At 62.7% G+C, this 13,837-nt stretch carries 14 protein-coding genes; 9 read left to right on the top strand and 5 right to left on the bottom strand.

All coding sequences use genetic code 11. The annotated features are described in order from the left end of the window. Position 1 precedes the first annotated feature (1 nt). The gene (locus ACZK0Z_RS03125) at positions 2 to 958 is read right to left on the bottom strand and encodes a UDP-glucuronic acid decarboxylase family protein (RefSeq protein WP_049427977.1); all 957 of its coding nucleotides are present in this window, start codon (positions 956 to 958) and stop codon (positions 2 to 4) included. A gap of 234 nt (positions 959 to 1,192) precedes the next feature. Between ACZK0Z_RS03125 and ACZK0Z_RS03120 the strand changes: the two genes are divergently transcribed. After that, positions 1,193 to 2,539 (top strand): phosphohexomutase domain-containing protein, encoded by a 1,347-nt coding sequence (locus ACZK0Z_RS03120; protein ID WP_049427933.1) that lies wholly within the window; start codon positions 1,193 to 1,195, stop codon positions 2,537 to 2,539. A gap of 11 nt (positions 2,540 to 2,550) precedes the next feature. Next, positions 2,551 to 3,954: a mannose-1-phosphate guanylyltransferase/mannose-6-phosphate isomerase gene (locus ACZK0Z_RS03115; RefSeq protein ID WP_049427934.1), complete on the top strand. Its 1,404-nt coding sequence runs from the start codon at positions 2,551 to 2,553 to the stop codon at positions 3,952 to 3,954. A 75-nt stretch (positions 3,955 to 4,029) separates the two neighbouring features. Here the strand turns inward: ACZK0Z_RS03115 and rfbD are convergent, their stop codons facing one another. From rfbD to rfbB, 4 genes are read right to left on the bottom strand one after another with little or no spacing between them, the layout of a single operon-like run. Beyond that, the gene (gene rfbD, locus ACZK0Z_RS03110; RefSeq protein WP_049427935.1) at positions 4,030 to 4,923 is read right to left on the bottom strand and encodes a dTDP-4-dehydrorhamnose reductase; all 894 of its coding nucleotides are present in this window, start codon (positions 4,921 to 4,923) and stop codon (positions 4,030 to 4,032) included. Continuing rightward, positions 4,920 to 5,477: a dTDP-4-dehydrorhamnose 3,5-epimerase gene (rfbC, locus tag ACZK0Z_RS03105; RefSeq protein ID WP_049427936.1), complete on the bottom strand. Its 558-nt coding sequence runs from the start codon at positions 5,475 to 5,477 to the stop codon at positions 4,920 to 4,922. The genes rfbD and rfbC overlap by 4 nt, the downstream gene beginning before the upstream one ends. Beyond that, positions 5,474 to 6,361, bottom strand: coding sequence for a glucose-1-phosphate thymidylyltransferase RfbA (rfbA, locus tag ACZK0Z_RS03100; RefSeq protein ID WP_049427937.1), 888 nt, complete (start codon positions 6,359 to 6,361; stop codon positions 5,474 to 5,476). The genes rfbC and rfbA overlap by 4 nt, the downstream gene beginning before the upstream one ends. Positions 6,362 to 6,375: 14 nt before the next feature. Next, positions 6,376 to 7,431, bottom strand: a complete 1,056-nt coding sequence (gene rfbB / locus ACZK0Z_RS03095) for a dTDP-glucose 4,6-dehydratase (protein ID WP_049427939.1) — start codon at positions 7,429 to 7,431, stop codon at positions 6,376 to 6,378. A gap of 259 nt (positions 7,432 to 7,690) precedes the next feature. On the opposite strand from rfbB, the gene ACZK0Z_RS03090 reads away from it, so the two are divergent. The 7 genes from ACZK0Z_RS03090 to ACZK0Z_RS03060 all read left to right on the top strand — a co-directional run bounded on the left by ACZK0Z_RS03090 (position 7,691) and on the right by ACZK0Z_RS03060 (position 13,834). After that, a complete protein-coding gene (locus tag ACZK0Z_RS03090; RefSeq protein ID WP_014035896.1) occupies positions 7,691 to 8,437 on the top strand; it encodes an electron transfer flavoprotein subunit beta/FixA family protein in 747 nt (248 codons plus the stop codon). After that, on the top strand, positions 8,437 to 9,375 hold the full coding sequence (locus ACZK0Z_RS03085; RefSeq protein WP_197632505.1) for an electron transfer flavoprotein subunit alpha/FixB family protein: 939 nt from the start codon (positions 8,437 to 8,439) through the stop codon (positions 9,373 to 9,375). The genes ACZK0Z_RS03090 and ACZK0Z_RS03085 overlap by 1 nt, the downstream gene beginning before the upstream one ends. 91 nt (positions 9,376 to 9,466) lie before the next feature. Beyond that, positions 9,467 to 9,931 (top strand): GtrA family protein, encoded by a 465-nt coding sequence (locus ACZK0Z_RS03080; protein WP_049427941.1) that lies wholly within the window; start codon positions 9,467 to 9,469, stop codon positions 9,929 to 9,931. 370 nt (positions 9,932 to 10,301) lie between these two features. Next, positions 10,302 to 11,099: a glycosyltransferase family 2 protein gene (locus tag ACZK0Z_RS03075; RefSeq protein ID WP_049427943.1), complete on the top strand. Its 798-nt coding sequence runs from the start codon at positions 10,302 to 10,304 to the stop codon at positions 11,097 to 11,099. 107 nt (positions 11,100 to 11,206) lie between these two features. After that, entirely contained in the window at positions 11,207 to 12,010 is an 804-nt protein-coding gene (locus tag ACZK0Z_RS03070; protein WP_414489332.1) for a hypothetical protein, read from the top strand. Then, positions 12,007 to 13,467 carry a hypothetical protein gene (locus ACZK0Z_RS03065; protein WP_049427946.1) on the top strand — a complete coding sequence of 487 codons (1,461 nt, stop codon included), beginning with the start codon at positions 12,007 to 12,009 and terminating at the stop codon, positions 13,465 to 13,467. The genes ACZK0Z_RS03070 and ACZK0Z_RS03065 overlap by 4 nt, the downstream gene beginning before the upstream one ends. Next, entirely contained in the window at positions 13,421 to 13,834 is a 414-nt protein-coding gene (locus tag ACZK0Z_RS03060) for an HAD family hydrolase (RefSeq protein ID WP_049427947.1), read from the top strand. The genes ACZK0Z_RS03065 and ACZK0Z_RS03060 overlap by 47 nt, the downstream gene beginning before the upstream one ends. Positions 13,835 to 13,837 lie beyond the last annotated feature (3 nt).

The following is a 13,837-nucleotide window of genomic DNA, read 5'->3' as shown; positions in this document are numbered from 1 at the left end:
CTCAGGCCTGCAAGCGATGGCGGAAATAGGCGATGGTCTCCTTCAGGCCGTCCTCCAGGCCGACCTTGGGCTCCCAGCCCAGATCCGCTTTGGCCAGGCTGATATCCGGCTGGCGTTGGCGTGGATCATCCAAGGGCAGCGGGCGGTACTCGATCTTCGACCTGCCACCGACGAGGCGGAGCACGGTCTCGGCCAGTTCCAGCATGGTGTACTCGGACGGATTGCCGATATTGATCGGACCGGTGAGATCAGCTGGCGAGTCCATCAGCCGCAACATGCCTTCGATCAGGTCATCGACATAGCAGAAGCTGCGCGTCTGGCTGCCATCACCATAGATGGTGATCGGCTCGCCCTTCAGCCCCTGCACGATGAAGTTGCTGACCACCCGGCCATCATTGGGATGCATGCGCGGGCCATACGTGTTGAAGATGCGCATGACCTTGATCTCCAGCTGGTGCTGGCGCCAGTAGTCGAAGAACAGCGTTTCGGCGCAACGCTTGCCCTCGTCATAGCAGCTGCGGATGCCGATCGGGTTGACCCGGCCCCAGTAGCCTTCTACCTGCGGATGGATTTCCGGATCGCCGTACACCTCACTGGTGCTGGCCTGCAGGATGCGCGCGCGCAGACGCTTGGCCAGGCCGAGCATGTTGATCGCGCCATGCACGCTGGTCTTGGTGGTCTGCACCGGGTCCTGCTGATAGTGGATCGGTGACGCCGGGCAGGCCAGGTTGAAGATCCGGTCCACTTCCACATAGAGCGGGAACGTCACGTCATGGCGCATGAGCTCGAACCGTGGGTGGCCCAGCAGCCCATCCACGTTCGCCTTGCTACCGGTGTAGAAGTTGTCCACGCAGAGGACGTCATGGCCGCCCGCGATGAGCCGATCGCACAGATGCGACCCGAGGAAGCCCGCGCCACCGGTCACCAGCACGCGTTTCTGATCGTGAGTGAATTTCAAAGCAAACCTCGATCCTTCTGGAACAGCAGGCCAATCGGCGATGGCCACGCGGGCCATGTCCTCGGTCGTCAGCGCGCAATTGTATGCGAACTGCCTGCTGGCCATGGCCCATCGACGGGGAATCGGCCCGCCCCACTCCCATGTCGGCGCTACCGGCCGGGCGTCCCTGACTCACCGGCCGTTTGCAGACCCTCCCGCTATAATCAGGTTTCTCTATCCGGATGGACTGCTTCGATGCCCCTGCCCGCCTTCAAGGCCTATGACATCCGTGGCCGCGTGCCCGAGGAACTGAACGAAGACCTGGCTCGCCGCATCGGCGTGGCCCTGGCTGCGCAGCTCGCGCCGGGCCCGGTGGTCCTAGGCCACGACGTGCGCCTGACCAGCCCGGCGCTGCAGGACGCGCTGGCGGCCGGCCTGCGCGGTACCGGGCGGGAAGTGATCGACATCGGCCTGTGCGGCACCGAGGAAGTCTATTTCCAGACCGACCACCTGAACGCAGCCGGCGGCGTGATGGTCACCGCCAGCCACAACCCGATGGATTACAACGGCATGAAGCTGGTCAAGGAAAACGCACGGCCGATCAGCTCCGATACCGGCCTGTTCGCGATTTCCGATGCAGTGGCCGCCGACACCGCCGAGGCCCAGCCGCCGCGTGCCGGCCAGGTCGCCCAGCATGACAAGAGCGCCTACATCCAGCACCTGCTGAGCTATGTCGATGCCGGCAAGCTGAAGCCGCTGAAGCTGGTGGTCAATGCGGGCAATGGCGGCGCCGGCGCCATCGTTGACCTGTTGGCACCGCACCTGCCGTTCGAGTTCATCCGCATCTGCCACGAGCCGGACGGCAGCTTCCCCAATGGCATTCCCAATCCGCTGCTGCCGGAGAACCGCGCCGCCACCGCCGACGCCGTACGCGAACATGGCGCCGATTTCGGCATCGCGTGGGACGGTGACTTCGATCGCTGCTTCTTCTTCGACCACAGCGGCCGCTTCATCGAGGGCTACTACCTGGTCGGCCTGCTGGCCAAGGCGATCCTGGCGCGCCATCCCGGCGGCAAGATCGTGCATGACCCGCGCCTGGTCTGGAACACCGTGGACATGGTCGAGCAGGCCGGTGGCGTGCCAGTGCAGTGCAAGAGCGGCCACGCCTTCATCAAGGAAAAGATGCGTGCCGAAGACGCGGTGTACGGCGGCGAGATGAGCGCGCACCACTATTTCCGCGAGTTCGCCTATGCCGACTCGGGCATGATCCCGTGGCTGCTGATCGCCCAGCTGGTTTCCGGGAGCGGCCGTTCGCTGGCCGACTGGGTCGAAGACCGCATGGCAGCCTACCCGTGCAGCGGCGAGATCAACTTCAAGGTGGCCGATGCCAAGGCCGCCGTCGCGCGCGTGATGGAACACTTCGCCGCGCAATCGCCCAGGCTGGACCACACCGACGGCATCAGTGCCGACTTCGGCAACTGGCGCTTCAACCTGCGCAGCTCCAATACCGAGCCGCTGCTGCGCCTGAACGTCGAAGCGCGTGGTGACGCGTCGCTGATGCAGGCGCGTACCGACGAACTCTCCCGTCTCATCCAGCAGTAACCGAGGCCCGCATGAGCAGCATCCAGCCCGTCATCCTGTCCGGCGGATCCGGTACCCGCCTGTGGCCGCTTTCGCGCGAGGCCTACCCGAAGCAGTTCCTGCCACTGGCCGGCGAGCTGACGATGCTGCAGGCCACCTGGCAACGCGTCGCCCCACTGGCGGCGCGTGGTCCGCTGGTGATTGCCAACGAGGAACACCGCTTCGTTGCCGCCGAACAGCTGCAGCAGGTCGGGGCCGAGGCGGCCGCGATCATCCTGGAACCGGTGGGCCGCAACACTGCACCGGCGATTGCCGTAGCCGCGCTGGAGGCCACCCGTGGCGGTACCGACGCGCTGCTGCTGGTGCTGCCCTCCGACCATGTGATCACCGACGAAGCGGCCTTCCGCAGTGCAGTGCAGGCCGCAGCAAGTGCCGCCGACGCCGGCAAGCTGGTGACCTTTGGCATCGTCCCGACCGGCCCGGAAACCGGTTATGGCTATATCAAGGCCGCTGATGGACAGGGCGTGCGCGCGGTCGAACGTTTCGTCGAGAAGCCCGACCTGGAGACCGCCACCGGCTACGTCAGCAGCGGTCAGTACTACTGGAACAGCGGCATGTTCCTGTTCAAGGCGTCGCGCTATCTGCGGGAGCTGGAACGCTTCCAGCCGGAAATGCTGGCCAGCAGCCGCCAGGCCTGGCAGCAGGCTCGCCGCGATGCGGACTTCACGCGCTTGGACAAGGACGCCTTCACCGCCGTGCCCTCGGACTCGATCGACTACGCGGTGATGGAAAAGACCGCCGACGCGGTGGTGATCCCGCTCGATGCCGGCTGGAACGATGTCGGCTCGTGGACCGCACTGCGCGATGTCTCGCAGCAGGATGGCGACGGCAATGCCCACCAGGGTGATGTGATCGCCATCGATTGCCGCAACACCTATGCCTATGCCCAGCGCCTGGTCGCACTGGTCGGGCTGGATGATGTGGTCGTGGTCGAGACCGACGATGCGGTGCTGGTCGGCAAGGCTGACCGCATGCAGGAGGTCAAGACCGTGGTGGCCAAGCTGAAGGCCGAAGGCCGCAGCGAGGCGACCTGGCACCGCAAGGTGTACCGCCCCTGGGGTGCCTACGACTCGATCGACAACGGCGAGCGCTTCCAGGTCAAGCGGATCACGGTCAAGCCCGGCGGCACGCTCAGCCTGCAGATGCATCACCACCGCGCCGAGCACTGGATCGTGGTCAGCGGCACCGCCGAGGTGACCCGCGGCAACGAGGTGATCCTGCTCAGCGAGAACCAGAGCACCTACATCCCGCTGGGCGTGACCCATCGCCTGCGCAATCCCGGCAAGCTGCCACTGGAGCTGATCGAAGTGCAGTCGGGCAGCTACCTGGGCGAGGATGACATCGTGCGGTTCGAGGACACGTACGGGCGCAACTGACGCGGCGCCCGCTGGTGGGTGCCGACTGTTGGTCGGGGCGGGTGCCGACCGTTGGTCGGCACGTCGCCTACCGGGTCAGGCAATCTCCGCCATCACCCGCTTCAGGCCGTCCTGCCAGGTCGGCAGCACGATGCCGAAATCCTGCTGCAGCTTGCGGTTGTCCAGCACCGACCAGGCTGGACGCTTGGCCGGGGTCGGATACTCGGAACTGGGAATCGCCTCGACGGTCGGCACCTTGACCAGTACGCCGGTGGCCAACGCTTCGGCGAAGATCGCCTCGGCGAACCCATGCCAGCTGGTCTGGCCATTGGCGGTAAGGTGCCAGGTACCAGACAGCTGATCCGGATGCTGCAGCGCCTGCGCGGTAACATCGGCGATCAGCGCGGCCGGGGTCGGCGTACCGATCTGGTCGGCCACTACCCGCAACGCATCACGCTCGGCACCTACGCGCAGCATGGTGCGCAGGAAATTCGCGCCGTGCGAGGCATAGACCCAGGCCGTGCGGAAGATCAGGTGGCGGCCACCGGCCGCGCGTACGGCATCCTCACCATCTCGCTTGCTGGTGCCATATACACCCAGCGGTGCAGTCGACTCATCTTCGCGGTACGGCGCGGAACCCTGACCATCGAACACATAGTCGGTGGAGTAATGCACGAACGGCACGCCATGCGCCGCACACCATCGTGCGATCACACCCGGCGCCTGCGCATTGGCAGCGAAGGCGGCCTCTGCGTCCTGCTCGGCACGATCCACAGCCGTGTAGGCCGCAGCATTGACCACGATCGACGGCTGCAGGCGGTCCAGCAGCGCCGGCAGACTGTCGGGCTGGCTGAAATCGGCCGTTTCGCAGGCACGGCCATCTGGCAACCGGCCACTGCGCGTGGTTGGCACCACCGTACCCAGTGGTGCCAAAGCGCGCAGCAGTTCCTGACCGACCTGGCCGTTGCCGCCGAAGACCAGCACCGTCATGGGGTGTAGACCGGCAGGCGGTCCTCAGCGATGTCCTTCAGGAACGGCGCGTTCTCGTCCTTGGCCGACAACGTCGGTGCACTGACCGGCCAATCCACGGCGATATCGGCATCGTTCCAGCGTACGCCAGCATCGGCCTCCTTTACGTAGACATCGGTGCACAGATAGTTGAACAGCGCCGTATCAGAAAGCACAGCGAAGCCGTGCGCGAACCCTTCTGGAATCCAGAACTGCCGCTTGTTTTCGGCGCTCAGGATCACCGCTTCCCAGCGTCCGAAGGTCGGCGAGCCGCGGCGGATGTCCACCGCGACGTCATAAACTTCACCCTGCAGCACCGAGATCAGCTTGCCCTGCGGGCGCGGCCACTGGTAATGGAGGCCACGCAGCACGCCCTTGCTCGACGACGAAACATTGCTTTGTACGAAGCCGCCCTCCAGCCCCGCCTCAGCGAACCGGTCGGCATTCCATGTTTCAAAGAAAAATCCGCGGGCATCGCCGAACACGTTCGGCTCGATCACTTTGCATCCAGCCAGACTCGTCTCGATGACTTTCACGGCACGACACCACGCTGCAACAGCTTGACCAGATACTGGCCATAGCCATTCTTGCTCAATGGTGCAGCCAGTTCCTCAAGCTTGGCCGCATCGATCCAGCCCTGCCCGAAGGCGATCTCTTCAGGGCAGCACACTTGCAGGCCCTGCCGGGTCTGGATGGTCTCGATGAAGTTCGAGGCTTCCAGCAACGACTGATGGGTACCCGTATCCAGCCAGGCGTAGCCGCGACCCAGTGCTTCAAGGTGCAGGTTGCTCTCTGCCAGATAGCGCTTGTTGAGATCGGTGATTTCCAGCTCGCCGCGCGGCGAAGGCTTCAACTCGGCCGCGTACTCGCTGGCTTTTCCATCATAGAAATACAGGCCGGTCACAGCATAGTTCGAACGCGGATTCTCGGGCTTCTCGACCAGATCGATCACTCTGCCATCCTTGTTGAACTCGGCCACGCCATAGCGTTCCGGATCATTCACCCAGTAACCGAACACCGTGGCACCTGCATCCCGCTGGTCGGCACGCCTGAGCACCTCGCGCAGGCCGGTCCCGTGGAAGATGTTGTCTCCCAGCACCAGGCAGCTCGGCTTGCCGGCCACGAAGTCGCGACCGATCAGATAGGCCTGCGCCAGCCCATCGGGGCTGGGCTGCACTGCGTACTGGATGTCCATGCCCCATTGCGAGCCATCGCCCAGCAGCTGCTGGAACAGAGCCTGTTCATGGGGAGTATTGATGATCAGCACTTCGCGGATGCCCGCCAGCATCAGCACGCTGAGCGGATAGTAGATCATCGGCTTGTCGTATACCGGCAGCAGCTGCTTGCTGACGCCCTTGGTGATCGGATACAGCCGGGTGCCGGAGCCACCGGCGAGGATGATGCCCTTGCGCTGGGTCATGAGGTCTCCTGGGTTCAGGCCGCAGTGCCGATGCGCTGCAGACGGTAGCTGCCGTCGAGCACGCCGTTGACCCATGCCTGGTTGTCCAGGTACCAGTCGACGGTGAAGGTGATGCCCTGCTCGAAGGTGTAGGCCGGCTCCCAGCCCAGGTCGTTCTTCAGCTTCGACGCATCGATCGCGTAGCGGCGGTCATGACCCGGGCGGTCGGCCACGTAGGTGATCTGGCTGCTGCGCGGCTGGCCATCCTCACGCGGGCGACGCTGGTCCAGAAGCGCGCAGATGGCCTGCACCACTTCGATGTTCTGCTTTTCCGAGTTGCCACCGACGTTGTAGGTCTCGCCAACCTGACCCTTGGCCAGCACGGTACGGATCGCCTCGCAGTGGTCGGACACGAACAGCCAGTCGCGCACCTGCTTGCCATCGCCGTACACCGGCAGCGGCTCGCCGGCCAACGCCTTGGCGATCACCAGCGGGATCAGCTTCTCGGGGAAATGGTACGGGCCGTAATTGTTGGAGCAGTTGGTGGTCAGCACCGGCAGCCCGTAGGTGTGGTGGAACGCACGCACCAGGTGGTCGGAGGCGGCCTTGGACGCCGAATACGGCGAATTCGGCGCATACGGGGTGGTTTCGCTGAACTTGCCGGTCTCACCCAGGGTGCCGTACACCTCGTCGGTGGACACATGCAGGAAGCGAAACGCCGCGCCCTGCTCGGCCGGCAGGGCCTTCCAGTAGTCACGTACCGCTTCCAGCAGGCCCAGGGTGCCAACCACGTTGGTCTGGATGAAGGCGCCAGGACCATCGATCGAACGGTCCACATGGCTTTCTGCAGCGAAGTTCAGCACCGCATCCGGCCGATGTTCGGCCAGCAGGCGGGATACCAGCGCGCTGTCACCGATGTCACCCTGCACAAACACGTGGTGCGGGTTGCCGTCCAAGCTGGACAGCGTCGTCAGGTTGCCGGCATAGGTCAGTGCGTCGAGGTTGATGACCTTGATGCCACGGGCGACCGCTTCGAGAACAAAGTTACCGCCAATGAATCCGGCACCGCCGGTGACAAGCCATGTGGGCACTACCTGTTCTCCTGTTGATGATCCATGTGGGCCGCACCCGGCAGCCCGACTCAGCGCAACAGGATACATCGGGGGCACCTTCACTACTGCCCTCACACCGTGAACAACACGCAGGGCCTCGCGGATTCTGCTGCATCGCAGCAAAACCATACGCATTCGCATGGTGCCCCGTCACCCGCTAGAATCGGGATCCCACCCCCGAACCGGTTGCTGTGCGAGGACCGGACGCTCTCTCCGTTATTGAAGGACCCCGTACCAGATGAAAATCCTCGTCGCGTACAAGCGCGTGGTGGACTACAACGTCCGCATTCAGGTCAAGCCGGACGGTTCCGGCGTGGTCACCGACGGCGTCAAGCTGTCCCCCAACCCCTTCGATGAAATCGCCTTGGAAGAAGCCCTGCGCCTGCGCGACAAGGGCATCGCCAGCGAAGTCGTGGTCGCCACCATTGCTCCGGCCGATGCCCAGGCGCATCTGCGCAACGGCCTGGCCATGGGCGCCAACCGCGCGGTCCATGTGGTCACCGACCAGGCCATCCAGCCGCTGACCGCCGCACGCACCCTGCTCAAGCTGATCGAGAAGGAACAGCCGGACCTGGTGATCCTCGGCAAGCAGGCCATCGACGACGACGCCAACCAGACCGGTCAGATGCTGGCCACGCTGTGGGGCCGTCCGCAGGCGACCTTCGCCAGCAAGCTGGACATTGCCGATGGCAAGGCCACGGTGACCCGCGAAGTCGACGCCGGACTGGAAACGCTGGAAGTGGACCTGCCGGCCGTGGTCACCACCGACCTGCGCCTGAACGAACCGCGCTTCATCAAGCTGCCGGACATCATGAAGGCCAAGGCCAAGCCGCTGGAGACCCTGCAGCTGGCCGATCTCGGCGTTGAAGCCGCCGACACCTTCAAGACCACCCAGTACGCCGCGCCGTCCAAGCGCAGCAAGGGCGTGATGGTCAAGGACGCGGCCGAACTGGTTGCCGCACTCAAGCAGAAGGGGTTGCTGTAATGAGCAAGATTCTCGTCATCGCCGAGCACCACGACGGCAAGCTCAACGCCGCCACCGCCAAGACCGTCAGCGCCGCCGCCGCCATCAGCGGCGCCAGCATCGATGTGGTCGTGCTGGCCGCCGACCCGGCCGCCGTCGCCGCTGAAGCCGCGAAGATCGCCGGCGTTGCCAAGGTCCTGACCGTGGCCAACGCCGCCAACGCGCAGGCCATCGCGCAGGTCCTGGCGCCGCAGATCGCACAGCTGGCCAAGGGCTACAGCCACGTGTTCGGCCCGTCGACCACCTTCGGCAAGGACCTGATGCCGTGCGTGGCCGCCCTGCTCGGCGTCAACCAGGTCTCCGACCTGATGACCGTCGAAGGCAGCCACACCTTCAAGCGCCCGATCTACGCTGGCAACGCGATCATCACCGTGGAAGCCCCGGCCGACCAGATCGTGGTCGCCACCGTGCGCGCCGCGTCGTGGCCGGAAGCCGCCCAGGGCGGCAGTGCCGCCATTGAAGCGGCCAGCGTCGATGCTGCCCTGCCGACCCACACCCGCTTCATCGGCCTGGCCGCCGGTGCCAGCGACCGCCCGGACCTGCAGAGCGCCAAGCGCGTGGTCTCCGGTGGCCGTGGCGTCGGCTCGGAGGAGAACTTCAAGGTCATCTTCCAGCTGGCCGACAAGCTCGGCGCGGCCGTCGGTGCCTCGCGCGCCGCCGTCGATGCCGGCTATGTGCCCAGCGACCTGCAGGTCGGCCAGACCGGCAAGATCATCGCGCCGGAACTGTACGTGGCTGTCGGCATCAGCGGTGCCATCCAGCACCTGACCGGCATCAAGGATGCCGGCACGATCGTGGCGATCAACAAAGACGGCGATGCGCCGATCTTCGAGATTGCGGATATCGGCCTGGTGGGGGATCTGTTCACGATCCTGCCGGAGCTGGAGACATTGCTCTGATGAGGTGCGCTGGCAGTTGGATTCTGCTGGTCGCGGAAGAAGGCGCGCGCGCACGCGCGCCTGCCTTCCTGGCACGGCGGGGAACTGCGCCATGACAAGTACGCCGTTGGCCGGCGTCCGTGCTGGCTTCCGGAATTTACTGAAGCAGTACGCAGGCTTCTTCATCGTTTCAGGCACCGGGCTTGTAATCGCCGTGGGCCTGCTGTGGCTGCTGGTACACCTGGTACACCTGCCGGTGGGATGGGCCAACGCCATCGCAGATACCTCCGCGGCAACCTTCGTGTTTCTGGTTTCCCGCCAGAGGATTTTTGACGGCGCTGGCGGGCACGATGGGCTCAAGTATCTGGCATGGCTGGCCTGGCAGGCGGTTCACATAATGCTGATTTCGCTCGCCTTGGCTTGGCTGACGAGCACGTTCGGTCCTCGCTTGTACGACATTACGTCAGGCAGCCCGGAGACGCTTCTCAAGATTGCCATCACACCATTCACAATGACCCTCAACTTCGTTGTTGCTCGACTTCTTCTCCATTCCGGCAATGCCAAGGAAAATCCCTGATCCAGGCCTGCGAGACTCAATCAGCCGGCCTCCGTCTGGCCTGAGTGAAATGAGCCAACAGCGCTGATAGCTCCTCGGCATCCGGATCCCCGAGCCAAGGCAATCGTCCAACCCGGGGCAGGTGCGATTCCAGGGGAGGCGGGTCGCGCGCCTTCCATGCCAACGGGTCGCCAACCAGGGGCGGAGGATCATGGAGATGCCCTCATGTGATGTTAATATCTCCCGTCCTGTGACGCCATTGACCGCACCTTCGGTTCGCTCCCGCGCGGAACTTCCCTGAACCGTTGCCTGAGAGGTGTCGCCATCTTGCGGGGCGCCATTCAAATACACTGTTGCACGACCTATTCCCGCCGCGATCAGAAAGAGACGCATGAGCAGACACCTTGTCTTCATCCCCGCCTATAACTGTGCGCGACAGATTGCCCGTGTGCTCAGGCAGTTCGAATCGCTCCCGACTGGCTTTGTTGATCGTGTCCTCGTGATCGACAACCGGAGCACCGACGAGACGCTTCAGGTCGCATGCGACGCAGCCCGTCAGTTCACGAGCTGCGAGATTCAGGTCTGCCGCAACGTGGAAAACTATGGATTGGGTGGATCGCAGAAGGTGGGCTTCGCGCATGCCTTGGAGAACGGGTTCGAACGCGTAACGATTCTGCATGGCGACGATCAGGGGTCGATTGCCGATCTTGTCCCGGTGTTGTCCGGGGACAGCGTAAATCTGGATGCGCTGCTGGGCGCACGATTCATGCCCGGTAGCACCCTGCCTGGTTACTCCGCTTTTAGAACCTTCGGCAACGAAGTGTTCAACCTGCTGTTCTCGCTCGTGGCTCGCAAGCGGCTGCATGACCTGGGGTCAGGCCTGAACAGCTACCGTACTGCAATCTTCAGGGGTGGCTTCCATCTGCGCTTCCCGGATGACCTAACTTTCAACTACTGCATGGTGCTGGCTCACAGCCACCTGCGCCACAGCATGACGTTCTTTCCGATCACTTGGCGGGAGGACGACCAGATTTCGAATGTCAGACTTTTCCGCCAGGCATCAAAGGTGCTGGCACTGCTGGGCGCCTTCGCCTTGCGGCCACGCGCCTTTCTATCCAGGGATCACCGACAGCGCGTAACTGCGGATTACAGGACCGAGGTGATCTACCAATCGAGGACGGGGGCGTGAGGATATTTCCCCGCCTCCTCGACCTTGTGCTACCTGCGGCTGCGCTTGGGCTGGCCATCTTCTGGCTGACGACTCGCACCCACCTTGGCCCTGGAATCTGGGTAGCGGTGATCGCATACGCCATCTCTCATTTATTGCGCGTGTCGCGGCTGGTGATGTTTTTCATCTTCGAGAAGCCTTCGCTGGCAAATGTGTCGGCGACCCATGCATGGAGCACCTGGCTCAGTGCGGTGGCTCCATTCAAGCTCGGTGAGCTCACCAGGGCATGGGCCATCATGCGGCTCGCCCGCAAGCCTGCGGCTGGCTTGGCAGCCTATGCCAGCGAAAAGGTGCTCGATGCCTCGGTCCTGTTGTTGGCCATTCTGGCTCTGACTTCGAGCGGATACAGCGATGCAGCAATCGGCCTGCTCGCTGCGGTGCTTCTAACCGTGCTTCTGTTTGCACTTGCCGCCTATCTCACCAGTCGCGCAACTTCCACAGAACTTCGTCAGCTCATCCTGGTTGGCTCCAGCAGCGTGCGTGGACTGCATGCATTGACCTTGCTTAATACATTCGAGGCAGCCTTCAGCGCATTCCGGCAGATGATGGGCGGCCGCGTCCTTCTTCTGCTCCTGGTGACCATTGGAATCTGGATCCTTGATTTCACTGCGTTCTACCTTATCGCCATGAACGTCGACCCTGCACCTGGTCAGCTCGCGGGCTTCATCGATATGTTCGAATCCGTCCTGCTGCAGTCGGCATTCTCACCTTGGCACGCAGGCTACTGGAACGTAGTCACCCTGACTCTCGCCACGGCAACCATTCCATCGAGCATCTATTGCCTTTACAGCTCGCTGGCACGGCGCCGCTCTAGGCAGACCAGCTACCGCATTGAGCATAGGCAGAAGCGCTATTCCGGAGAACAAGCATGACGTTGCACCTTGTCATTGACGATCGCCAGACGGCATCACCCCCCGTCAGTGACCTGATCGGGCATCGGCGGTTCGGCGAGGTCAACTACCGCCGGAGTGCCCTGCTTGGCTGGATGAAGGCTCGAGCAATGGAGGTGGGCTGCAGCGATATCCACGTTGTCCGTTCCGATGGCGACCTCACACAGGCAATAGAACAGGCGAATCTGAACGAGTGCAGGACACTCATGGTTCCAGCGTGCGTTTGGATCCGTGATATCGGCAGCGGTTCCGCGCTGATAAAGCGCCTGGTACTTGCTGCCATCGACGCGCACATTCGTGTTGGAAACCAAGCAGTGCTGTATAGCGCTTCGGGGATATCCCTGGGAAGGCTGATAAAAGGTCTGGACCAGCCGCCGCTTCCTGGTTTGGTGGTCATGGATGGCTCGGATGCGTTCGTCGACCTGAATGACTACCGGAACTGCTTGTCGCTTCTGTCAGGGGCATTCGAGGCCCGCCATTTCAATGACATCCGCGCCGATGAGCTCACCATCAGCAAGCGCTCTTCCAACGCCCGCAAAATTACTGCCGAGCATGATTACTGGTACCTGCTTCCTCAAGCGATGCGGCGATGGTTTGTCATGCCCTATGACCTGCGCGTGGAAGCCAGCGGCGCAGAATATCGGATGGAAAGACTGCAGGTTGCTGACGTAGCCCTGCAATGGGTTCATGGCGCCATATCCGGCCCCGAACTACAGCAAGTGCTTTCCCTGCTGCGCGCGTTCCTTCAAGAACGTCCAAGCCGTCAGGTAGATGTCGAGGTCTGCAGCGCCACACAGCGTGAGCTCTATCTGAACAAGCTCATGCGCCGGATGGAGGAATTGCGCGCACTGCCGGAGGGCCGCGAGCTGGAGAACTGGCTTGCCATCGGCACGCCATACACGTCGTTCGATGAACTGACAGCCCGCTACACCGACCTGTACAACAAGGTCACCCAAAGCGTCCCAGTAGCCACGTCTCGAGAGTGCATCGGGCACGGAGACCTATGCTTCTCAAACATGCTGTATGAGCGTCACGGCAGGCTTCTTAAACTAATTGACCCCAAGGGCGCCATCACAGAAGCCGAACTGTGGACCGACCCCAGTTACGACGTCGCCAAACTCTCGCATTCGATCCTCGGCGACTATGACTTCATCAACCAGGATCTATATCGACTTGAAGTTGACCAAGATGGGCGGCTGAGCTTGATCGTCAATGCACACGCGGGCATTGATGACGCAAAGAATAGATTCCTTGAGTGGCTCACCGATAACGGTTACGACCCCCTGCTTGTCCGCCTCCACGAATTGTCTTTGTTCCTGTCAATGCTGCCATTGCACATTGACAGAAAGCACAAAGTTCTCGCATTCCTGATCAACGCAACGGATATCCTTCATGACATCGAGCAAAACTATCAGCAACGATTCAACACTGGTCATTGATGTCGATGGCACGCTCTGTCCGATCAAGAAGGACGGCGAGAGCTACTCGGATCTCGTGCCTTATCCGGAGATAATTTCCCGAATGCGCGAATATCGTGAGCTGGGCTTCCGGATCGCGCTCAGCACTTCCCGCAACATGCGGACGTTCGATGGCAACCTCGGGCGCATCAATGCAGTCACTGCGCCACAGATGGTGGAGTGGTTGCAGCGCTGGGATATCCCTTACGACGAGCTCTACTTTGCCAAACCGTGGCCAGGAAAGGACGGGTTCTACGTCGACGACCGCACGGTCAGGCCCGATGAGTTCCGCGACTTGTCCTTTGATCAGATCCGGAACTTGCTGAATGGCGACAGGGACACGGATTAATCC

Source organism: Stenotrophomonas sp. 116085_Sma, assembly GCF_056479585.1.
This window is presented reverse-complemented; position numbering and strand designations above follow the sequence as displayed.

Bases quoted from the DNA above. Each gene is read 5' to 3' on its own strand.
- rfbA (WP_049427937.1), bottom strand. From the start codon at position 6,361: ATGACCCAGCGCAAGGGCATCATCCTCGCCGGTGGCTCCGGCACCCGG.
- ACZK0Z_RS03085 (WP_197632505.1), top strand. From the start codon at position 8,437: ATGAGCAAGATTCTCGTCATCGCCGAGCACCACGACGGCAAGCTCAAC.
- ACZK0Z_RS03075 (WP_049427943.1), top strand. From the start codon at position 10,302: ATGAGCAGACACCTTGTCTTCATCCCCGCCTATAACTGTGCGCGACAG.
- ACZK0Z_RS03115 (WP_049427934.1), top strand. From the start codon at position 2,551: ATGAGCAGCATCCAGCCCGTCATCCTGTCCGGCGGATCCGGTACCCGC.
- ACZK0Z_RS03060 (WP_049427947.1), top strand. From the start codon at position 13,421: ATGACATCGAGCAAAACTATCAGCAACGATTCAACACTGGTCATTGAT.
- ACZK0Z_RS03065 (WP_049427946.1), top strand. From the start codon at position 12,007: ATGACGTTGCACCTTGTCATTGACGATCGCCAGACGGCATCACCCCCC.
- ACZK0Z_RS03080 (WP_049427941.1), top strand. From the start codon at position 9,467: ATGACAAGTACGCCGTTGGCCGGCGTCCGTGCTGGCTTCCGGAATTTA.
- rfbD (WP_049427935.1), bottom strand. From the start codon at position 4,923: ATGACGGTGCTGGTCTTCGGCGGCAACGGCCAGGTCGGTCAGGAACTG.
- ACZK0Z_RS03090 (WP_014035896.1), top strand. From the start codon at position 7,691: ATGAAAATCCTCGTCGCGTACAAGCGCGTGGTGGACTACAACGTCCGC.
- ACZK0Z_RS03120 (WP_049427933.1), top strand. From the start codon at position 1,193: ATGCCCCTGCCCGCCTTCAAGGCCTATGACATCCGTGGCCGCGTGCCC.